We start from the raw sequence: 21,209 nt of genomic DNA on the forward strand, positions 1-21,209 counted from the left end.
GATGCGCACGCTGATCGTCGGAGCCGGCGCGACCGGCGGCTATTACGGCGCGCGCCTGGCCGAGGCCGGCGCCGACGTGACGTTTCTGGTCCGGCCGGCGCGGGCGGCGAAGCTCGCCGCGGACGGGCTGAATGTCCGCTCGCCGCTCGGCGACCTGCACATCGCGAACCCGCCGACCGTCACGGCCGACCGGCTGGCCGAAGCGGGCCGGTTCGGGCTGATCCTCCTGTCCTGCAAGGCCTACGACCTCGACAGCGCCATCGCGGATCTCGCCCCGGCGGTCGGCGCGGAGACGGCGATCCTGCCCGTGCTAAACGGCCTCGCCCATCTCGACGCGCTCGATGCCCGGTTCGGCGCCGGGCATATCCTCGGCGGGTCCTGTGCCATCGCGGCGACGCTCGCGCCGGACGGCACGATCCGCCACATGAGCGAATTGTGCAGCATCACCTACGGTGAGCGGGACGGGTCGCGCTCGGCCCGGATCGAAGCGGTCGACGCCCTGATGCGCGGGCTGAAGTTCCAGCCGCGGCTGAGCGAGTCGATCCTGCTGGAGATGTGGGAGAAATGGGTCTTCCTCGCGACGCTCGCGGGGGCCACCACTCTGATGCGCGCCGCAATCGGCGACATCGTGGCGGCGCCCGGCGGCGCGGAGCTGATGGCAGCGCTGCACGCCGAATGCACGGCGATCGCTGCGGCCAGTGGTTACACGCCGCGGGGCGTGGTGGCCGAGCGGGCGCGGGGGCAGCTTACGGCCGCCGGCTCGACCTTCACGGCTTCGATGCTGCGGGACATCGAGAATGGCGGACGGATCGAGGCCGATCACGTGATCGGTGACCTGATCGCCCGCGGCCGCCGGCTCGCGCCGGAGGCAGGCTTCCCGCTGCTCACGCTCGTCTATACCGGCCTGAAGGCCTACGAGGCGCGGCGAGCGCGGGAAACGGCCGGAGCCGCCTCCGCTCAGTAGCGGCCGGGCGGTGGCGCAGGCGGGTTGCCGTATTCGAGCTGCGTCTTGGCATCGACCGGCCGGCGCGGCGGCGGCGAGAAGTCGGGCTGGGCGGCGGGAGCGCTGGCACACGCCGCCAGAGAACCGGCTACCAGGGCTGCGAGGGCGATACGAACGGCGGATGTGACAGGCAACGGCATGGTCTGGAGGCCTCCCGGAACGCAACCGGCATCGAACCGCCCTGGCCCGCTGCCGATAGATGCCATACGACACGCGGCGGCCCACTCAGCGGGCCGCCCTTGGCGCAATCTCAGCCGGGATCGCGCCGGAAGCTCGGCCGTAACATGGCGGCATCGCGGGACATGCGTGGCCGTTTCGCGACGGCGTTGACCCATTCCAAAGGACCAGACCCCTGACACCCGCAGCCCGCTGCTCCGCCGCCATCGAGGTGCTGACCGACATCGCCGAGCGCCGTCGGCCAGCGGCCGATGCCCTGAAGGATTGGGGCCTCGCCCATCGGTTCGCCGGTTCCGGCGACCGGGCCGGCATCGCCAGTCTCGTCTACGATGCCCTGCGACGCCGGTCCTCGGCGGCCTGGATCATGGGTTCCGAAGCCCCGCGGGCGGTTCTGATCGGGGCCTTGCGGCTCCAGCAGGGTCTTGCTGCGGCATCGGTGGCGGCACTTTTTTCCGGCGAGCGCTTCGCACCGGAGCCGCTGACCGACGACGAGCGTGCGCGGCTCGAAACGGGGACGCTTGAGGGCGCTCCGCCCGAGGTCGCCGGCGACGCGCCGTCCTTCGTTCTGCCGGACCTCGCGAAAACGCTCGGCGACGACCTGATTCCGGAGCTGAAGGCGCTTGCCCGCCGCGCACCCCTCGACATCCGCGTCAACGCCCTGCGCGGCCGGCGCGAGGATATCCTGCCGGCGCTCGCGGCGTATGGCGCGGAGCCGACGCCGCACGCCCCCCAGGGCCTGCGGGTCCCGATCGGGGCGGACGGTCGCGGCCCCGCGCTCCATGTGGAGGCCGAGTTCCTGGAGGGCTGGTACGAGATCCAGGACGAGGGCTCGCAGCTTGCTGCCTTGCTCGCCGCCCCGCGGCCCGGCGAGACCATCGTCGATCTCTGTGCCGGCGGCGGCGGCAAGACCCTCGCGCTCGCGGCCGAGACGCGGAACGACGCCCGCCTGATCGCCACCGACGGCGATCCGCGTCGCCTCGCACCGATCCACGAACGCCTGCGCCGATCGGGCGCTGTGGCAGATGTCAGGACACCCCGGAGCGGCCGGGCGCGCGCCGACGTGCTGGAGGATCTCGACGGCACCGTCGATCGGGTTCTGGTCGATGCCCCCTGCACCGGATCCGGGACGTGGCGGCGCAATCCCGATGCCAAATGGCGGCTGCGCCCTGGCAGCCTCGCGCTGCGGACGGCCGAGCAGGCTCAGGTTCTCGACCGGGCGGCCCGGCTGGTCCGACCGGGTGGCCGCATCGTCTACGTCACCTGCTCGCTCCTCTCCGCCGAGAACGACGCGGCGGTGTCCGGCCTGCTGTCGCGCTGGCGCGGGCGGTTCGTCGTGGATGCGGTCTCCGACGTGCTCGCGGCTGGCCCGGCCTCGCTGCGCGAGGCGGTGCGGATGACGTCCCACGGCATCCAGATGAGCCCGCACCGCACCGGCACGGACGGCTTCTACGTCGCGGTGATCGCCCGGAACACCTGAAGCGGGCGCTTCCGGGACCCCAACGCCTCCGGCAGCGTTGGAACCGGGCTCGATCCCTTCCCCAGGAGTTGCCCTTGCGCCTGGACCGCCGCCTCCTGCTCGCTGGTCTCGGAAGCCTCGTCGGCCTGCGGCCCGTGGCGGCCGCCACGGACGGGCCGCCGGAGCCTGCGCCGCACGAGGCGATCAAGGCCCTGCCGCGCACGCTGCCCGGAGCGGACCTCCAGGTGATCGACCTCTGGCCCGGCGAGCCGCCGGGTGGCGGCGCCGGACCCGATGCGGACGGCTATCGCTACGTCGAGGGGGCGGTGGGTGACATCACCCGCGTGGCGCGACCCTGCCTGCTGGTCATGCGACCGGCCAATCCCAACGGCGCCGCGATGATCGTGGCGGCCGGGGGCGGCTATGAGTTCATCGCGATCGGCAACGAGGGCGTCCCGGTCGGCCGTGTGCTCAATGCCGCCGGCATCACGGTCTTCCTGCTTATCTATCGCCTGCCCGCCGAGGGCTGGGGCTCCGGTCCCGACGCGCCCCGCCAGGACGCCCAGCGCGCCCTCCGTCTGATCCGGTCGCGGGGTACGGAGTTCGGCATCGACCCGGCCCGCGTCGGTGTCCTCGGCTTCTCGGCCGGCGGCCACCTGATGGGCGAGACCGCGGTCGGCAGCGCGCACGATCTCTACCCCGCCGAGGACGCCGTCGACGCACAGCCCGTACGGCCGACGCTCGCCGGGTTGATCTATCCGGTCATCACCATGCGCAAGCCGTTCGACCGGACCCATACCCGACGGATTCTCGTCGGCGACGACGTGACGGCGCTCGAAATGAAGACCTATTCGGTCGATCTTCAGGTCGGGCCGGAGACGCCGCCGACCTTTCTCACCCAGGCAATCGACGATCCGATCGCGGTCGCGGACCATCCGTTGCTGATGTTCGCGGCGCTGCGGAAGGCCCGGGTCCCGGCCGAACTGCACCTGTTCGAGCGCGGCGGTCACGGATTCGGGCTGGGTGTCCCGGGCACCCCCGCGGCGGCCTGGCCCGGGTTGTTCCTGGCCTGGATCCGCCTCCACGGCTTTTTGCAGCGCTGACGCGTCAGCCGCCGCTGGCGATCACGCGGTGCAGTTTGGCGACCTTGGGGCGGCTGGTGCGGAACTGGCCCCGCTCCACCGACACGAACACCACGCTGGCGATGGCGAGGGTCGTCAACCACCAGATGGCGGTCAGCCCGACGCTGAGGCACGCCACCGTGAAGGCCGCCGCGAAGCAGCCCATGGCACCGGGCACCAGAGCGGGGCCGTCGCGCCCGGCCCGGTGGATCGACGCGTAGAGTGCGAAGGCGGCGGCCAACGCCCCGACGATCCCAAGCTCGTACCAGAATTCGAACAGAGCGGTGGTCGGCGCGTTCAGCGGGAGCATCCCGACCAGACGCCCGCGCAGGGCGGTCTCGAAGCCGTGGCCGGTGATCAGCCGCACCGGATCGGTGGTCACCACCTTCTGCCAGCTCTTGAGCGACAGCACCGTCGGCGCGAGCGGTCCCAGAACCGCGGCTCCGATCGGCCGCGCGAGGAATGGCAGCAGCGGCGCCACGGCGAGCAGGGTCGCCGACAGGATCGCGGTGAGCTGGACGCCGAGCCTCTGCCGATAACTCGTCACCGCGAAGGCGACGGCCCCGACCGCCAGGGCCGCGATCTGCGTTCCATCCGGCTGGACGGTGAGTGCGAGGGCAACCAGAAGCGCCAGCGCCAGGGCCTCCCGGTCGCGGCGCCGGGACCGCAGCCAGGCCAAAGCCGGCCAGAGCAGCAGGATCAGTAGAACGAGGCCGCGATCCAGGGCGCCATCGTCCTCGGTTCCAGGGGGCGCCATATGAGCGCCGAACAGACCCAGCACGATCGCCACGATCGCGCCAGCCACCACGCCAAGCGGCAGCAGGTAGAGGTTGGCCGAGCGCATCCGGTCGGGCAGGGCGAGGTAGCCCAGCAGGGCGAGCCCGATCGTAGCCGCGAGATTGACGAGCCGCTCCACCGCTGGTCCGAGGAACGGCGTCCAGGTCAGCGACAGGGCTGACCAGAACACCACCAGCATGCCGGCCAGGAAGGCCGGCGCGGTGAGGAGGCGTCCAGCGGACGAACGCACCGGGCGCTGCCGCCGGTCGATAACGCTGGCGATGATCAGCAGGATGACCGCGATCGGCGCGAGGATGACCGATGCGCGGCGGGCGACCTGCGCCAAAACGGGCAGCACGACGAACAGGCCGAAGAAGCCGATGCGTCGCAGGAGGGCCGCGGCGTCGAGCGCCGGATCGGCTGGGGTCGAGTTTGATGCGCGCGGCATCCTGCGCCTTCCACCGGGCCGGAACGGCCGGTTCTGTGCTCGATACGCAAGGCTCGCGCAAGCCGCTGTAGACGCGGCGCCACACCTCGCGCCAGCGTGCCCCCGTCACGCCGCCCTGGCGGCCTCGCGCGGGCGTCGCCGCAGCGCCCGCCGGCCGACATCCGAAACGACCCGCCAGCCGCCCCAGGCGATGAAGAAACCGATCAGGCCGGCCGCCAGACCGTCGGCGCTGGTGGGGATGGCCGGACTGAAATCCCGATACGCCGCCTCGGCGACCGGCACGTCCGGATCGCGCAGCATCGCGACGACGCGGCCCAACGGGCTCGTCGCCGAGGTCAGAGCCTGCTGCTGCGCGCTCAGCCGGGCGAGCCGGGTTATGTCCGCCTGCGCTGCCGCGCCGCGCCGGGCGACGAGCTGATCGGGGTTGCTGCGCAGACGGTCGACGGCATCGTCCCGGGTCGTGCCGGAGGCATGGGCGTCGGAATCGAGCACCGCCACCTGCCGGCGCAGCTCGTCGGCGGCGCCGCCGAGCCGCTGGGCATATTGCTGCGCGAACTCGGGCGCCTGCGCGGCGACCGCGCCGCCGAGGAGGCCGAGCGCGAGGCCTAGGGTGCGGAAGACGCGGAACACGTCAGGCCTCCGGCGCGAGGAGTGGTCCACGGACAAAGAGCACGCGGCCCTGGGCGATTCCAGCCATGTTCAGGCCGGCAATGTCAGCAGGCCGGCCTGTCCGTCGCCGCAGCCGAACAGCAACCGGCCGCCATGCCTGTCCCAGGCGAGCGCCGTGACGCCGCTGCCGGGAACGGCGGGCCGTACGAGCAATTCCGCGGCGTCGGTGAACCGGACCAGCAGGATACAGCCGTCCTCGTACCCCATGGCGAGCACCGGCGCCTTCGGGTGGAACGCGACCCGGGACACCCGGGCGGGGCGGACGCCGCATTCCCGCGGGGGCTTGCCGGTCGGGCCCTCCTTGGAATCGAACGGCCAGACGATCGCCGCCTCTGCGCCGCCGGTGGCGAGCCAGTGCCCATCCGACGACCATGCCACCGAGCGTACCTTGCCGGGATAGCCCGACATCCGCATGTGACCCTTGTCGGGCTGAAGCCGCCATCCGTGGAGGGCGTTCTCCTGCATGGTGGTCACGACGAAGCGCCCGTCCGGCGACCACGTCACGTCGATATGCGAGCCCTTCCAGGCGATCACCTCGGCGGGTGTTTCAAGGTTCGGGTACCAGAGGCTGACGCCGTTGTAGTGAGCGACGCCGAGCCGATAGCCCTTGGGCGCGAAGACCAGGCCGCGCGCGGTCGAGGGCGCCTGGAACGTACGCTCGCGGCCCTTGGCATCCCGCGCCACCACGTTGCGCCCGGCCGACCACGCGACCGCGCCGTCCGGATGAAGCGCGAGCGCGTCGATCCAGGCCCCGCCCTTGGCGGCGCCGAGTTGCTCAACGGTGCCGTCCGACCGGATCTCCACGACGCGACCGTCATCGCCGCCGGTGAGCAGGCGCGCGTCGTTCCCGGCCGCGACCAGGATCCCGGCATCGGGATGCGCCGAAATGCGCGTGAGGCTCCCATCCCGCACGAGCGCGACCGCGCCGTCGTTAAGCGCCAGGGCCGGCACCTCCTTCAGGAACTGGGCGGCGATCACGTGGGCGCCGGGATCGAGCGCGGCGACGTGCTGGGTGAGGGAGGGGTTGCTGACAGGACTGGTCATGGTGCGGGGACCTTCGCGGCAGCCGGCCTCGTGCGCAAGACCAGGATCGCAGTCACCAGTGCCAACCCGCCGGCGAGCGTCGCCGGGGCGATGAGGGCGTAGAGGGCGAAGAGCGCGTAGGCGTGCGCCCCGAGATACGCGCCGAGCAGCAGGGACAGCCAGACGAGACCATCGCCGACCCAGCCCAGCGGATCTCCGGTCCGGGTCAGGGCTTGGGCGATCTTCTGTCCCAGGCTGAACAAGGCACCCGTGACGAAGGTCGTGCCGGCGCGAAACCCCTTCACCTGCGCCAGCACCGCGTTCTGCGAACCCATCGCCACCGCGACGAAGAAGGCGGCAAGGCCGAGTTCCGGCGATTCCAGGCCGAGCCCGAGGCCGCCGAGGATCAGGAGCGATTCATAGGCAAGCACCGCGGGCGTGGTCCAGGGGGACGGCACGAGGATCGCGAGCCCGCTGCCGAGGACGGAACCCGCGAGGAAGGCGCACAGGAGGGTGGCGGGCAGCACCATCCGATGGAGCTCGGCCTCCGCCCCAAAGACGGCGAGCTGTGTGGTGTTCCCACTCATGAACGAGGTGTAGAGGCCGCCGAGCCGCACGAAGCCGAGGGCGTCCACGTATCCGGCGAGCCCGGTCAGGAGAAGTCCGAGCCCGAGCTGGTAGGTCCGGTTCACGATCTCGCCTCAGGGTTCGACGCCGGTAACGTCTTGTTAACCACTTGGATCGCTTCGTTTAGGGGCATTGGAGGGCGGTTAACGCCCCGCTCACCAAACCCGTGCAATTCGATCGAAACAGGGTGAACACCGTGTCGGGAGGGGCCGTTGCCCCTGCGATCTGGTCGGGGGATACCGCGCCCCCGCCGGGTGAGTGGGAGTTGCGTCATGGTTCCGTTCGCTGCCGCGTTTGCCTGCCTGTCCATGCCCGTGCCGGACCAGTCCGCCACAACGATCCTGGTCGTCGAGGATGAGCCGAACGTCTGCGAGCTGGCCGCCGAAACGCTGCTCGACGCCGGCTATCGCGTCCTGACGGCCGCGGATGCGTGGCAGGCCGAGGCGATTCTGGCCAATGAGAGCGTCGACATGCTCTTCACCGATATCGATCTGGCCCGCAACACGGACGGCCTCGCCCTCGCACGCCGCGCCCGCGACCTCTGCCCGGACCTTCCGGTGATCTACACCTCCGGTGGCCGGGATGGCCTGTCGGCCCGCGACGCCGTCCCCGGCGCGGTCTTCGTGCCGAAACCCTATCGCCCGAGCCAGATCGTGGCGCTCACCCGCGACGTGCTGAACGCCGCCCTCCTTCACGCCTGACTGGATCTCCGAGGACCCCCGCCATGTGGCGCTCTCTTCCCGCACTCGGTTTCGCCCTGGCGCTCTCGGCCGGTCCGGCCCAAGCGGCTTGCGACGTGAAGGGGGCTCAGATCGAGGAGGCCATCGCGGCCAAGAGCGAGCTGAAGTCGGACGCCAATGCGCAGCTGGTCCGGGATCTGCGCACGCTGCGCGATGCCGCGATCGTACTGGACACGTACAAATTCCCCGGCGAGTGCGAGGTGCTCCTCGGTGTCGCCAAGTCGCTCTTGGCCGATCCCGCCAAGACCATCGAGCAGGGCGGTGACACCGACGAGGACAAGGCCGAGAGCCTGAGCGAGGCGCGCGAGCCGAAGGATGCCGGCGCTCCGAAGGTGAAGTGACGGCGCGTGGCGCCGTGCGCGTTTGCGACGCGATCGCACACGACGATCGGGCCATAGGCCGAGTGAGGCGGGGGGCTCTCCCCCGTGCGGGCTAGAATGTCCACCCTTCTGGGTCCGACTGAGAGGCCCGCGGCAGAGCGGCCTGCCCCCTCTCCCGTGCGGGAAAGGGTTGGGTGAGGGACGAGATCGCTCAGGACAAAGCGTGCCGTCGCTGCGCTGAATGCGTGCGCCGCATCCGGATGGACCCGCTCACGCACCCGGCCTTCTGCGAAAGCTGACTCCTCACGCACGGGGTAGCGACCCGCGACCGACGCTGGGCCGACGCGAATGCGCGACGATCGGGGCTTGCGTCGCGAAGCGGTGAAGCACGCCACCCAGCATCCTGCACCGCGGCGTTCGGCCCTCAGCGCTCCTCCCCGGCATTCGCCCCGATCTTCGCCCGGGCGAGCGCCTTGCCGAGCTTGGCGGCGATCTGATCGCGCAGCGTGTCGGCCATCTCGATGTCGACCAAGCGCCACGTGAGCCCGCGCAGCCGCAACCGGATGCGCGTACGCTCACCGCGGGGCGCCTCCGGGGGGATCGGCATCACCACCGCGCGAAAGCCACGCATCTCCATCGCGGTGAAATAGGGAAACAGGCGCCCGAAGCTGCGGATCGTCAGCCCCTCCGGACGCGTTCCAGCCGGTCGCTCGAGATCGAGCTTGTCTGGCCAGCCGTTGGCGAGCAGGTCGATCACCGTATCGGGGGTGATCATCGTCTCCGACAGGGCGAGAGCGAGCCCGTATGCCGCATCACCGAGGCGCTGGCGGTCGCGGGGCTCAAGGTCCGGATCGCCCTCCGATGCGGTCCGCATTGCCGCCGTGATCTGGCGCACGAGGGACAAGCGGAGCGTCCGGAAGTTGACGTGGCTCTCGATATACGCGGTGTCATGCCGGCGCACCGCCTGGGCGAAATCGTAGAGCGACCAGAGCGGGCTCATGGTGTAGGCGAGCCACGCAAGGGCGAGCCCGAGCAGGATCGCGAGCCAACGCATCGCTCAGCCCCCCGGCCGACGCGTCACCGCGCGTCCGCCCAATGTTCGAGGCTCGAGAAAGCCGCCACGACGCGCTCGTAGACCGGGCGCTTGAAGGGAATGATCAACTCCGGCAACTCGGCGAATCGCGCCCACCGCCACGCGTCGAACTCCGCCTTGTGGGCTCCCCCGCCCGGTTGGAGCACGTCGATCAGGTCCTCCTGGCCCTCGAAGCCGAACGCGAACCATTTCTGGGTCTGCCCGCGATAGCGCCCCTTCCACGCCTGTTGAGCGACATCGGGCGGAAGATCGTAGGGGAGCCAATCCGGGATCTCCGCGAGCTTGCGGATCGCGTCCGGCGGGACGTTGGTCTCTTCGTAGAGTTCCCGGCGGGCCGCTGCCTCCGGATCTTCGCCCGGATCGACTCCGCCCTGCGGCATCTGCCACATATGCGGTCCGGCGACGTGCTCGGGTCCCGCATCCTTGCTCCGGCGACCGATGAACACGCCGCCCGATCGCGCGATCAGCGCGACGCCCACGCAGGGACGGTAGGCCAGGGTGCCCGGATTTTGATCAGTCGTCATGGGCCGGACCATAGGTCAGCGGCGCCGGCCGCGGCAACGCCACCGTGGTCTCGGGATCGCGGCGCCGCTGCGAAATCTATCTCGGCGGGATTCGCGTAAGCTCGCACTCAATCGGCCGTGGAAACGCGTTTGTCGCGGGCACCGCGCAACGCCACGCTGGCCGGCACCAGCCTTACCGCGCGGGTATCGAGGTCCCGTGCCCAGCGCGCGATTCGATCGACGGTGAGCGCGGCGCCGCTGGCCGAGACGAGGGCGAAGCCGTTGGCGCGCGCGCGCGCTTCAGCCTGCGCCAGGGCCGCATCGATCGCATCGGCCCGGGGGGTCGCATCGAGGACGATCTCGGCGCGGGCGAGGGGCGTCCGGTTCTTGTTGACGGGGACGGTTGCCGGCTTGGGGCCTGTCCCGTCATCGAGGAAGCCGAGGCCCCTTGCGCCGATCTCGCGCAGGATCGGCTCGAAGGCGGAATCGGCCATCAGCTTCGATCCCATGAAGTTCACGATGCCGACATAGCCCGGGAAGCGGGCGAGCGCCCAGGCGAGGCGGTCGGCGTTCTCGGGACCCTTCAGGGTCGTGAGCAAGCTCTGCGGGCCGGGATCGCTGTCCGGATAGTCGAACGGCTCCATCGGCAACTGGAGGAAGACCTCGTGCCCGGCATCGCGGGCCCGGGCGGCGGCACGCTCGGCCTCGCCGCCGTAGGGCAGGAAGGCAAGGCTGACGGCAGCCGGCAGACGGGCCGTAGCGCCGGCCGTCGCGGCCTGTCCGACGCCGAGGCCGGTCACCACGATGGCGATGCGGGGGCCCGTTCCGGGTTCCTCGGAGCGGGCATAGACATCGAGCGCTCGCACCCGACCCTCGCCGAGCTTCGGCATGACACCGTGCCGACCGGGCTCGCTGATTCGGGGATCCGGGGCGGCGGCCAGACGCGGTGCGCTCGGCGGCGGAACACGAATGACCACAGCGTCGGTGGGGCCGGAGCCGAGCGGACGCACCACGGTGACGCCCGATGCCGTCTCGATCTCTTCCGCGCTGCGCTGAAGTTGTCCTTGCCCCGACGCTGTGGTGGCGACCTGCGGCTCCGCAGCAGCGACCGGTGCGACGGGCCGCGCCGTAGCCTCGCGGATGACGATCTTCGCCTCCGCACGGGGCTCGCCGCCCTGGGGATCGCCGAGCGCGAGGACGAGGCCGATCGAGACAGCGAGGGCTGCGGCAATTGCGCCTGCGGCGACCTTCGGCCGGCGCAAGGCCGCGCTGGCCCGCGCGAACCGCCCGCCGGGCTGCTCCGGGGCCTTCGCCTTCGGCACCCCGAGGGGGCGCGTAAGGATATCGTCGGTGGATTCGGTCAAGCGGCGCTCGATGCGGAATCGCGATTCCTATCGCGCCGGGACGACGCGGATCCTGCCCACCATTGCGGTCGGGTATGGTTAACGATCCGCTAAGTTTCACGTCCGGACATGAAAAACCCGCCCGGAAGTCAATCCGGACGGGCTCGCGATACGCCGTTCCTGGCTCTGGAGATCAGTTCGGCATCGGCTTCTGCGGCTGCTGCGCGCTCGGCGTGCCGTTGGCGGCGCCCTTCTGGATGCCGTGCAGGAAGTCGACGGCCGAGATCAGCTGCTTGTCCTTGGCGGGATCCGGCGGGACGTAGGCGGAGGAACCGCCCCGCTCGTCGGTATCCTTCTGCTTCAGGTGACCCTTCAGGCCGGCCTCGCCCTTGGTCTCGTCCTTGCCCTTCAGCTCGTCCGGCACGTCCTGCGTCACCTCGACATCGGGCTCGATGCCCTTCGCCTGGATCGAGCGGCCCGACGGCGTGTAGTAGCGCGCCGTGGTGAGCCGCAGGGCGCCGGAGCCGCCGAGCGGGATGATTGACTGCACCGAGCCCTTGCCGAAGGAGCGCGTGCCCAGGATGGTCGCGCGCTTGTGATCCTGCAGAGCGCCGGCCACGATCTCGGAGGCCGAGGCCGAGCCGCCGTTCACCAGCACGACCACGGGCTTACCCTTGGTCAGGTCGCCGGCCTTGGCCGAGAAGCGCTGCGTCTCGTCCGGGTTGCGTCCGCGGGTCGAGACGATCTCGCCGCGATCGAGGAACGCGTCCGACACCATCACGGCCTGATCGAGCAGGCCGCCCGGGTTGTTGCGCAGGTCGATCACGTAGCCCTTGATCTTGTCGGCCCCGATTTCGCTCGTGAGCTTATCGATCGCGGCGCGCATGCCGTCAAAGGTCTGCTCGTTGAACTGCGTCAGGCGGATATAGGCGACGTCGCCGCCCTCGACCTTGGAACGCACCGGCTTGATCTTGATCACGTCGCGGGTGAGCGTGACGTCGATCGGCTCCTTGGACTCCTTGCGGCTGATCTTGAGCTTGACGCTGGAGTTCACCGGGCCGCGCATCTTGTCGACCGCCTGGTTCAGGGTGAGGCCCTGAACCTGATCGTCGTCGATCTGCGTGATCACGTCGTTGGCGAGCAGTCCCGCCTTGGCGGCCGGGGTATCGTCGATCGGCGTGACGACCTTGATCAGGCCGTCCTCCATGGTGACCTCGATGCCGAGCCCGCCGAACTCGCCGCGGGTCGTCGTCTGCATGTCGCGGAACGCCTTGGCGTCCATGTAGCTCGAATGCGGATCGAGCGAGGAGAGCATGCCGTTGACGGCCGCCTCGATCATCTTCGACTCGTCGGGCTTCTCGACGTAGTCGGTCCGGACCTTCTCGAACACGTCGCCGAACAGGCTGAGCTGGCGATAGGTCTCGGCCGAGGCAGCGATGGCGCGCGGGCCCGACAGGAAGTCGGTCTGGGTCGCCACCATGGAGGTGCCGGCACCCAGAAAGGCGCCCAGCATGATCAGGGAAGTCTTGCGCATCAGCCGCGAACCTTCTCGCCAAGTACCGTATTATTCGGGCTCTTCGCCCACCACGGCTCCGGGTCGATGGAGCCGCCGTCCTTCTTGAACTCGACGTACAGGGTGGGATCGCTTTCGGACCCGCTGGAGCCCGCGCCCTTCTCGCCCATGCTGCCGACCGGCTCGCCCGCGAGCACAAACTGGCCGACCTCGACGCTGATCTGTTCCATCCCCGCGAGCAGAAGATAGTAGCCGTCGCCCGCGTTGATGATCAAGAGTTGGCCATAGGACCGAAACGGACCCGCAAACTGCACCCAACCGTCGGCCGGGGAGGAGACAGTCGCCTTCGGACGGGTCGAGAATGACACGCCGCGGGAGGTTCCACCATTGCCATCGGGCTGGTTGAAGCCGCGCGCCAACTTTCCGCTCACCGGCCGCGGCACTTCGCCCCGCGCCTCGGCGAAATGCACCTTCGGTGCCAGCCGCGCCGGGTCGCGGAAACCGGCCGCGGCAAATCGCTCCTGCGTCGCCTTCACCTCGCGCTCGGCGGCGGCCTTGGCCTCCTCGGCCGAGCGCTTGGCCGCAGCGTCCGCGGCCTCGGTCCGATCCATCAAATCTTTGAGACTCTTGGCCTGGGCGCCAAGTTCGGCCACGCGGCGGCGCTCGGCATTGAGACCGCTTTCGACCTCGGCCTGACGGGCGCGCCGCGCTGCCACGAGGGCTTCGAGGCGCTGCTTCTCCCGAGCCCAGCCGGCAAGGTCGTTGGCCAGGCCTTCCTTGTCCTGGGCGATCAGGCCACGCAGGCGGATCATTTCGGCGAGATCAGCGGCCAACGTGTCGACCTCGCCGCGCAGCTCGGGCACCACGGCCCCGAGCAGCATCGAGGTCCGGATGGCAGCCAGCATGTCCTCGGGGCTCACGAGAACCGCGGGCGGCGGACGCCGGCCCATGCGCTGGAGCGCCGCCAAGATCTCGGCGACGACGCTGCGCCGTGCCTGCAGCGAACGCCGGATAGCGGCCTCGCTCTCACTCATGGCTTTCAGGCGCTCTTCCAGGCGGCTCAGCCGCTCCTCGGTCGCCTGCGCTTGCCGCCCGGCATCGAGCAACGCCGAATCGAGCTTGGATCGGTCCGAACCGATCGCGGCGATTTCCGCCTCGAACTGGGTGCGCTGGCTGGTGCTGGCCGCGAGGGCATCCTGCACGCGCTTCAGATTCTCGGCGCGGCGGTCGCGTTCTTCGTTGGCTTTTTGCGCCGCCTCGGCATCTGAGGGGGCGGGGGGCTCGGCGTGCAGCGGCGCAGCGAGGCAGGTGGCCACCAGGAAGAGAACGGGCAGGCCTCGGCGCAGGCTCCTCCCATCGATCCCCCTCATCCTGAGGAATCGGCGCGGAGCGCGGGCCCCGAAGGGGACCACCAGATGGCTTTGCCACGCCTGGGAGCCTCCTTCGAGGCCCGTTGACCCGGGTGCCTCAGGATGCGGGGGATGGGTGGGATTGTCGGTGCGAAGACGGCGTGCAGCGTCCCGCGCCCGCCCTGCCCAATCGGTGTCGACATGAATCCGCGCCACGCCGGTCAGCCCGCCTCGCCCCGGTGATAGGGGTGACCGGCCAGGATGGTCAGGCTGCGGTAGATCTGTTCGAGGGCGAGCACGCGCACGAGTCCATGGGGCAAGGTCGCCGCCCCGAACGACAGAATCAGCTCCGCCTTCGTCCGAATTGAGGCGTCGAGACCGTCCGGGCCACCGATCGCCACCATCAGCGCCGGTCGCGACGCGTCCCGCCAACCGGCAACACGCTCCGCCAGGGCTTCGCTCGGGAGGTCGGCCCGTCCGCGCTCGTCATAGGCGATCAGGACGCCGCCGGGCGGGAGCAGGACGCCCAGGGCCGCCGCCTCCTCGGCGCAGCGGTCGGCGGCGCGGCGCGCGCGGGATTCCGGGATCTCGACGGTGTCACAGGCAGGGAAGCCGAGCCCGCGGCCTACCTGCGCGGCGCGCTCGCGATATCGTGACGCCAACTCGCGCTCAGGGCCGGCTTTCAGCCGCCCGACCGCCGCCAGCAGGAGGCGCAAAAGCCGGCCTAACCGACCGCGAGGCCGACCGGCCGATCTGCACCCCACATCTTCTCGAGGTTGTAGAAGCCGCGCACCTCGGGGCGGAAGATGTGCACCAGCACGTCGCCCGCATCGATCAGCACCCAGTCGCAGGCCGGCATGCCCTCGACCCGAGCGTTGCCGTATCCGCGATTCTTCATCTCCTGGATGAATTTGTCGGCGATCGAGCCAACGTGCCGCTGCGACCGGCCCGAGGTGATGATCATCGTGTCGGCCAGCGACGTCTTCCCGGCCAAGTCGATCGCGATCGTCTCCTCAGCCTTCATCTCGTCGAGGCATTCGAGCGCGAGGGCCCTGAGGTCGTCAGAGCGCGCCTGACCGGGTTCACCCGGGGCAGGAACGGGGGGGCGGATCGACTCCGTGTGGTTGGTTTCGGGCAGCGTCCTAGTTCCTCGTGGTGCCGCGCAGCGGTGTCACGCCCCGCAGGATTCCCTGGAATTGGCGGTATCGGGCGGCGATTGCAACCGCGCTGGCGCCGCGTCCCGGCCGCGTCCCCGCATACCGTTACGGATCTCTGTCGAGGATAGGCTCGATCGCGGCCCGTGCAGGAAGGTCCAGGCGGGCGGCCGACGGAGCGCGAGCGTCGACGCGGCCGTCTCAGGAATGCGCGCCTCGGCGAGGCGCTTCGCGGCCCGGGCGCTGAGCGGCGTCATGGTCGAGCCGGGCCGGTCGATGACCGCGATCGGCATCAGGCGCGCAATGTCCGAAAAGCCTTTCCATCGGTGAAATGTGCCCAGCGAGTCGGCGCCCATGAGCCACACGAAGTGAATTCCGGGGCAGCGCCGCTTGAGAAAGCGCAACGTCTGAACGGTAAAGCGCACGCCGAGCGCCGCCTCCACGCCGGTCACCGCAATGCGTGGATGCCGGGCGATCCGCTGCGCTTGGGCGCAACGCTCCGCAACGGTCGGAAGCGCGTTGCGGCTCTTCAAAGGGTTGCCCGGGCTCACCAGCCACCAGACGCGATCCAGCTCAAGCCGTCGCAGCGCCATCAGGGTCACGTGGCGGTGACCGAGATGGGCGGGGTTGAAGGATCCGCCGTAGAGGCCGATCCGCATGCCGGGGGCGGTCGGCGGCAGGTTCAGCCGCACGCCGGGCCTTGCGCCGCCGTCACGGACGGATCTGGCCGCTGCCGTGGACCCGATACTTGAAGGTCGTGAGCTGCTCGACGCCCACCGGGCCGCGGGCATGCATCCGCCCGGTGGCGATGCCGATCTCGGCGCCAAACCCGAACTCGCCGCCATCGGCGAATTGCGTCGAGGCATTGTGGGTGACGATCGCCGAATCGACCTCCGCCAGGAAGCGGGTCGCCTCGACGTCATCCTGCGTGATGATCGCGTCGGTGTGGTGCGAGCCGTAGGTCTCGATATGCTCGATCGCCGCACCGATCCCGTCGACCACGCGGACCGCGATGACCGCATCGAGGTACTCGGTGTGCCAGTCCTCTTCGGTGGCCGCCGTCACCCGGGGATCGACCGCCTGCACGGCGGCATCGCCGCGCACGGCACAGCCTGCCTCGAGCAGTGCGGTTACGAGCGCCGCGAGATGCGTGCCCGCGCAGGCGCGGTCGACCAGCAGGGTCTCGGCGGCCCCGCAGACGCTGGTGCGGCGCATCTTGCTGTTGAGCAGCACGGTCCGCGCCATGTCGAGGTCGGCCCCGGCCGCGACGTAGACGTGGTTGATCCCGTCGAGATGGGCGAAGACCGGTACACGCGCCTCCTGCTGGACGCGGGCCACAAGGCCGCGACCACCCCGGGGCACGATCACGTCGACACAGCCGTCAAGGCCTGACAGCATCAGACCTACCGCCGTCCGGTCGCGGGTCGGCACAAGCTGGATCGCGTCAGCGGGCAGACCGGCATCGGCCAGTCCAAGGCTCATCGCCCGGGCGATCGCCATGGCGCTGCGATGACTGTCCGAGCCCGCCCGCAGGATCGCGGCATTGCCGGCCTTGAGGCAGAGCGCTCCGGCATCCGCCGTGACGTTGGGCCGGCTCTCGAAGATCACGCCGATGACCCCGAGCGGCACCGCAATGCGCTCGATCAGCAGGCCGTTCGGCCGTTCCAGGGCAGCGAGCTGGCGTCCGACCGGATCGGCCAGCGAACCGATTTTCTCCACCGCGTCCGCCATGGCGGCGAGGCGGCCGGGATCCAAGGTGAGCCGGTCGATCAGCGCGGCGCTCTGGCCGGCCTTCTGCGCGGCCGCCACATCCCGGGCGTTCTCGGCCAGGACCTCATCCCCGTTGGCCCGCAGCCGTGAGGCGATCGCCTTGAGGGCGAGATCCTTGGTTTGCGCCGAGGCCAGCGCCATCCGGCGGGCGGCGGCCCGGGCGCGGCGGCCGATCGCCGCCATCTGCTCCGGCAAAGCGTCGGCCTCGGCGAAGTCCGATCTCAGGTTCAGGACGGGCACGCTGGCGTCCTCGTTTCGCGACGGCCGCTCATCGGCACGACAGGGCAGACGGGCGTATTCGCACATCGTGCGGCGCATCGACAAGTGTGCCGCAGCACCGAAGACAACACTAATTGACGCCGGGCGATTGAAACGAATGCAGGTCGGTCATAGCAGTCTTAGAATAATGCCAAGTCATCGCGATGCACCATCCAGGCGCGACCGGGATAATTGAGCACGTCCGGGATCCGGGCGCTCGGATAACCGATGATCAGCGCGGCCTCGGCATTGTCGTAGGCGACGAGGCCGCGACCCAGGGCCCGGCCCTCCGGGTCGCGGATCTCCACGGCATCGCCGCGGGAGAAGCTGCCCTCGATGGCCCGGACGCCGACCGGAAGCAGGCTGGCGCCGCCCCGCAGGGCCTTCAACGCACCGGAATCAATCGTGAGCGCCCCTCGCGGTTCGAGGGACCCGGCGATCCAAGTCTTACGCGCCGCCGTCGGCGTGGACCCGGACAGGAACCACGTGCACCGCGCTCCCTCACGCACCGCCTTCAGCGGGTTCTTAGCCCGCCCGTCTGCGATCACCAGATGCGTGCCCCCGGACACGGCGATCTTGGCCGCCTCGACCTTGGTGCGCATGCCACCCCGCGACAGCTCGGAAGCCGGTCCGCCCGCCATCGCCTCGATTTCCGGGGTGATCCGCTCGACGACCGCGAGATGGCGCGCATTCGGGTCGCTATTCGGCGGCGCGGTGTAGAGGCCGTCGATGTCCGAGAACAGGACCAGCACGTCGGCGTCGATCATCGTGGCGACCCGGGCGGCGAGGCGGTCGTTGTCGCCGTAGCGGATCTCCGAGGTCGCCACCGTGTCGTTCTCGTTGACCACCGGCACGGCGCGCATCTCCAGGAGCTTCAGCACGGTTGCCCGGGCGTTGAGGTAGCGGCGGCGCTCCTCCGTGTCCTGTGGCGTCACCAGGATCTGGCCGGCCACGATGCCGTGATGGCCGAGCGCCTCCGCCCAGTGCCGGGCCAGGGTGATCTGCCCCACCGAGGCCGCACCTTGGCTCTCCTCCAACCGCAGGGGACCGGGCGGCAGGCCCAGCACCGTGCGCCCCAGCGCGATGCTGCCGGAGGACACGACCAGCACGTCGACACCACGGGCGTGCAACTCGGCGATGTCCTCGGCCAGGGCTGCGAGCCAGGCATGCCGCAGGCGGCCGGCATTGCGATCGACCAGGAGCGCCGATCCGACCTTGATGACGATGCGGCGGAAATCTTCGAGGGCAGGGATCATGATTCGGGCGAACACGGAGGCAGGGACGCGGTTTGAACGAAGACGAAACCGTTGAACAGCCGCCCTCATGCGCAACACGGTGCTGCGTGCCGCCGAACCCGAGACAGGTCCGGATCTCGATCGCCGCCGGTTCGGTACGTCCCAGGCGCATAGTCCATCCCTCACGATCTAGTGAGTATGTGGCATGCCAAATATCTATATTGCGGCGCAGAAGCGTGCCGCCGGATGCGCGGCGGTGCGTGACCCGGGCGGTATTTCGCTTCCCGTTCCGCCGACAGACAGGACACAGATACGATGGACGCGAATCGACGCGCGTTTCTCGGGACCGCCGCTCTCGGAGCGAGCGGTCTCGTCGCTCTCACGCAGCAAGCCGCCGCGGCGGCGACCGACCACGGGGCGCCGGGGGCCGGCGGCTTCGGCCGCGACGTCCAGCAGCTGCCCCCGGGGGCAGAGGTCGCTTACCACGACCCGAAGGATGTCGGCGCCATGCCCGACTTCCGCTTCTCCCTCGACGGCAACGTTCCGAAAATCACGTCGGGCGGCTGGGCCAAGGAGGCCACCGTCCATCAGTTCCCCATCAGCAAGGGGATCGCGGGCGTCCATATGTTCCTCGATCCCGGCGCGTCGCGCGAGCTGCACTGGCACGCGATCGCGGCGGAATGGGCCTACGTGATCGACGGGCGCTGCCAGACCGTGGTGCTCGACCCGTCCGGGGCGAGCGAGATCAACAACTACGAGCCGGGCGACCTCTGGTTCTTCCCGAAGGGCCACGGCCACTCGATCCAGACGATCGGCGACAAGCCCTGCCACTTCATCCTGTCGTTCGATAACGGCGCCTTCTCCGAGCACGGCACCTTCTCGATCACCGATTGGGTCGACGTGTCACCGAAGGATATGCTGGCGCTCGATTTCGGCCTGCCGAAGGACGCCCTCAACGCCTTCCCCAAGGGCGAAGCCTACATCCAGGCCGGCCCCGTGATCCCGATCGCGCAGGCGCTCGACGCACCCTGGCCCAAGGAATCCACACACAAGTTCCGGCTGCTCAAGGATCCGCGGGCGGTGCGCGACTTCGACGGTGGCACGTTCCGGCTGGCGACGGTGGACGAATGGCCGGTCTCGAAGTCGATGTCGGGCGGCGTGATGACGATCCGGCCCGGCCAGATGCGCAAATTCCATTGGAACGTGAATGCCAACGAGTGGCACTTCTACCTGAAGGGCAAGGGTCAGGTGGCGTTGTTCGGCTCGGGCGGCCGCGGCAAGGTGGCGGAGTTTTCGCCCGGCGACGTGGCCTACATCCCGATGGGCTTCGGGCACGCGATCAAGAACGTCGGCGACGAGGATCTTGAGATCATCCAGACCTGGGACAACGGCAAGTTCGAGGAGATCGACCTCGACGCCTGGATCAAGGCCAGCCCGAACTATCTTCTGGCCAACAACTTCGCCGGGGTGCCGGCTGAGACACTCACCAAGCTGAAGCAGGGCTGATCGGCCCGAGCCACGTGCGATCCGGCGGGGCTACGTGTCCGAAGCCCCGCCGGACGTTCGGGCTTGCAGGCTGATCACGGCTGCCAAGCCGCCACAGGCGCCCTGTCCGCCTCGGCGCTGGCGTCGATCTCGGCTTGGAGTGCCCGCAGCGCCTCCGGCACGCCCCTCCGGCTCGCGGAGGACAGGACCAGCGGCGCGCGGCCAGCGGCGCGCTTCAGCTTGGCAACCTGGCTTTTGAGCGTCTCGGCGTCGAGGGCGTCGGCTTTGGAAAGCGCCACGATCTCGGGCTTCTCGGCGAGCCCGTTGCCGTAGGCCTCGATCTCGCCGCGGACGAGCTTGTAGGTCTTGCCGGCATGTTCGGTGGTGCCGTCGACGAGGTGCAGCAGCACCCGGCAGCGCTCGACATGGGCCAGGAACCGGTCGCCCAGCCCGACGCCCTCATGCGCCCCCTCGATCAGGCCGGGAATGTCGGCCAGCACGAATTCGCGCCCATCCGAGCGGACGACGCCGAGGCCGGGATGCAGCGTGGTGAACGGGTAATCGGCGATCTTCGGCTTCGCCGCCGTCACGCTCGCCAGGAAGGTCGACTTGCCGGCATTGGGCAGGCCGACGAGACCGGCATCGGCAATCAGCTTCAGCCGCAGCCAGATCCACATCTCCTGACCTTCCAGGCCCGGATTGGCGTGCTTCGGCGCGCGGTTGGTCGAGGTGGTGAAGTAGGCGTTGCCGAAGCCGCCATTGCCGCCCTTGGCCAGCCGGATCCGCTGGCCGACCTCGGTCAGGTCGGCGAGAAGGGTCTCTCCGTCCTCCGAAAAAATCTGCGTGCCGGCCGGGACCTTCAGGACCGTGTCGGACCCGTTGGCGCCGTGGCAGTTCGAGCCCATGCCGTGCTCGCCCTTCTTGGCCTTGAAGTGCTGCTGGTAGCGGTAGTCGATGAGGGTGTTGAGCCCCTCGACGCACTCCACCCAGACATCGCCGCCGCGACCGCCATCGCCGCCGTTCGGGCCGCCGAACTCGATGAACTTCTCCCGCCGGAACGAGACGCAGCCGGGACCGCCGTCACCGGAGCGGACATAGACCTTGGCTTCGTCGAGGAATTTCACGGGTCGTCTCTCATGCCTGCG

General features: G+C 69.7%; 22 protein-coding genes. 6 read left to right on the plus strand and 16 right to left on the minus strand.

Going from position 1 to position 21,209, the window contains the following annotated elements:
* Position 1: 1 nt before the first annotated feature.
* The gene (gene panE / locus MKK88_RS32480) at positions 2 to 964 is read left to right on the plus strand and encodes a 2-dehydropantoate 2-reductase (RefSeq protein WP_244007701.1); all 963 of its coding nucleotides are present in this window, start codon (positions 2 to 4) and stop codon (positions 962 to 964) included.
* Here panE and MKK88_RS32485 read toward each other — a convergent pair.
* Positions 958 to 1,143, minus strand: coding sequence for a hypothetical protein (locus MKK88_RS32485; protein ID WP_244007703.1), 186 nt, complete (start codon positions 1,141 to 1,143; stop codon positions 958 to 960). The two genes, panE and MKK88_RS32485, sit on opposite strands and share 7 nt — an antisense overlap.
* 152 nt (positions 1,144 to 1,295) lie before the next feature.
* On the opposite strand from MKK88_RS32485, the gene MKK88_RS32490 reads away from it, so the two are divergent.
* Entirely contained in the window at positions 1,296 to 2,657 is a 1,362-nt protein-coding gene (locus MKK88_RS32490) for an RsmB/NOP family class I SAM-dependent RNA methyltransferase (protein ID WP_409566742.1), read from the plus strand.
* A gap of 74 nt (positions 2,658 to 2,731) precedes the next feature.
* Complete coding sequence (locus MKK88_RS32495) at positions 2,732 to 3,739, plus strand: alpha/beta hydrolase (RefSeq protein ID WP_244007705.1); 1,008 nt, start codon at positions 2,732 to 2,734, stop codon at positions 3,737 to 3,739.
* A gap of 4 nt (positions 3,740 to 3,743) precedes the next feature.
* Here MKK88_RS32495 and MKK88_RS32500 read toward each other — a convergent pair whose 3' ends face one another.
* The 4 genes from MKK88_RS32500 to MKK88_RS32515 form a co-directional block, all read right to left on the minus strand.
* Positions 3,744 to 4,982, minus strand: coding sequence for a peptide ABC transporter permease (locus MKK88_RS32500; protein WP_244007707.1), 1,239 nt, complete (start codon positions 4,980 to 4,982; stop codon positions 3,744 to 3,746).
* Positions 4,983 to 5,087: 105 nt separating this feature from the next.
* A complete protein-coding gene (locus tag MKK88_RS32505; RefSeq protein WP_244007709.1) occupies positions 5,088 to 5,612 on the minus strand; it encodes a DUF2937 family protein in 525 nt (174 codons plus the stop codon).
* A 69-nt stretch (positions 5,613 to 5,681) separates the two neighbouring features.
* Positions 5,682 to 6,695 (minus strand): WD40 repeat domain-containing protein, encoded by a 1,014-nt coding sequence (locus MKK88_RS32510; protein ID WP_244007711.1) that lies wholly within the window; start codon positions 6,693 to 6,695, stop codon positions 5,682 to 5,684.
* Positions 6,692 to 7,366 (minus strand): YoaK family protein, encoded by a 675-nt coding sequence (locus tag MKK88_RS32515; RefSeq protein ID WP_244007713.1) that lies wholly within the window; start codon positions 7,364 to 7,366, stop codon positions 6,692 to 6,694. Before MKK88_RS32515 ends, MKK88_RS32510 begins: the two co-directional genes overlap by 4 nt.
* Positions 7,367 to 7,573: 207 nt before the next feature.
* On the opposite strand from MKK88_RS32515, the gene MKK88_RS32520 reads away from it, so the two are divergent.
* Together MKK88_RS32520 and MKK88_RS32525 are read left to right on the plus strand one after the other, a co-directional pair.
* A complete protein-coding gene (locus MKK88_RS32520) occupies positions 7,574 to 8,002 on the plus strand; it encodes a response regulator (protein ID WP_244007715.1) in 429 nt (142 codons plus the stop codon).
* Positions 8,003 to 8,025: 23 nt separating this feature from the next.
* Positions 8,026 to 8,382, plus strand: coding sequence for a photosystem reaction center subunit H (locus MKK88_RS32525; protein ID WP_244007716.1), 357 nt, complete (start codon positions 8,026 to 8,028; stop codon positions 8,380 to 8,382).
* Between the two features lie 403 nt (positions 8,383 to 8,785).
* Here MKK88_RS32525 and MKK88_RS32530 read toward each other — a convergent pair whose 3' ends face one another.
* The 10 genes from MKK88_RS32530 to proB form a co-directional block, all read right to left on the minus strand.
* A complete protein-coding gene (locus MKK88_RS32530) occupies positions 8,786 to 9,415 on the minus strand; it encodes a DUF2939 domain-containing protein (RefSeq protein WP_244007718.1) in 630 nt (209 codons plus the stop codon).
* Between the two features lie 23 nt (positions 9,416 to 9,438).
* A complete protein-coding gene (locus MKK88_RS32535) occupies positions 9,439 to 9,990 on the minus strand; it encodes an RNA pyrophosphohydrolase (RefSeq protein ID WP_244007720.1) in 552 nt (183 codons plus the stop codon).
* Positions 9,991 to 10,085: 95 nt separating this feature from the next.
* Entirely contained in the window at positions 10,086 to 11,321 is a 1,236-nt protein-coding gene (locus MKK88_RS32540; RefSeq protein WP_244007722.1) for a divergent polysaccharide deacetylase family protein, read from the minus strand.
* Between the two features lie 172 nt (positions 11,322 to 11,493).
* Complete coding sequence (locus MKK88_RS32545; RefSeq protein ID WP_244007724.1) at positions 11,494 to 12,834, minus strand: S41 family peptidase; 1,341 nt, start codon at positions 12,832 to 12,834, stop codon at positions 11,494 to 11,496.
* Positions 12,834 to 14,183: a peptidoglycan DD-metalloendopeptidase family protein gene (locus tag MKK88_RS32550; protein WP_244007970.1), complete on the minus strand. Its 1,350-nt coding sequence runs from the start codon at positions 14,181 to 14,183 to the stop codon at positions 12,834 to 12,836. Before MKK88_RS32550 ends, MKK88_RS32545 begins: the two co-directional genes overlap by 1 nt.
* Positions 14,184 to 14,383: 200 nt before the next feature.
* Positions 14,384 to 14,878, minus strand: coding sequence for a 23S rRNA (pseudouridine(1915)-N(3))-methyltransferase RlmH (gene rlmH, locus MKK88_RS32555; protein WP_244007726.1), 495 nt, complete (start codon positions 14,876 to 14,878; stop codon positions 14,384 to 14,386).
* 8 nt (positions 14,879 to 14,886) lie between these two features.
* Complete coding sequence (gene rsfS, locus MKK88_RS32560) at positions 14,887 to 15,273, minus strand: ribosome silencing factor (protein WP_244007972.1); 387 nt, start codon at positions 15,271 to 15,273, stop codon at positions 14,887 to 14,889.
* 60 nt (positions 15,274 to 15,333) lie between these two features.
* Complete coding sequence (locus tag MKK88_RS32565; RefSeq protein WP_313902368.1) at positions 15,334 to 16,008, minus strand: nicotinate-nucleotide adenylyltransferase; 675 nt, start codon at positions 16,006 to 16,008, stop codon at positions 15,334 to 15,336.
* A gap of 19 nt (positions 16,009 to 16,027) precedes the next feature.
* A complete protein-coding gene (locus tag MKK88_RS32570; protein WP_244007729.1) occupies positions 16,028 to 17,326 on the minus strand; it encodes a glutamate-5-semialdehyde dehydrogenase in 1,299 nt (432 codons plus the stop codon).
* A gap of 158 nt (positions 17,327 to 17,484) precedes the next feature.
* Positions 17,485 to 18,600 carry a glutamate 5-kinase gene (gene proB / locus MKK88_RS32575; RefSeq protein ID WP_244007731.1) on the minus strand — a complete coding sequence of 372 codons (1,116 nt, stop codon included), beginning with the start codon at positions 18,598 to 18,600 and terminating at the stop codon, positions 17,485 to 17,487.
* A gap of 294 nt (positions 18,601 to 18,894) precedes the next feature.
* Here proB and MKK88_RS32580 point away from each other — a divergent pair, with 294 nt between their 5' ends.
* Complete coding sequence (locus MKK88_RS32580; RefSeq protein ID WP_244007733.1) at positions 18,895 to 20,085, plus strand: cupin domain-containing protein; 1,191 nt, start codon at positions 18,895 to 18,897, stop codon at positions 20,083 to 20,085.
* A 74-nt stretch (positions 20,086 to 20,159) separates the two neighbouring features.
* Here MKK88_RS32580 and obgE read toward each other — a convergent pair whose 3' ends face one another.
* Positions 20,160 to 21,188: a GTPase ObgE gene (gene obgE / locus MKK88_RS32585; protein ID WP_244007735.1), complete on the minus strand. Its 1,029-nt coding sequence runs from the start codon at positions 21,186 to 21,188 to the stop codon at positions 20,160 to 20,162.
* Positions 21,189 to 21,209: the final 21 nt, after the last annotated feature.

The organism is Methylobacterium sp. E-005 (assembly GCF_022829725.1).
GTDB lineage: Bacteria > Pseudomonadota > Alphaproteobacteria > Rhizobiales > Beijerinckiaceae > Methylobacterium.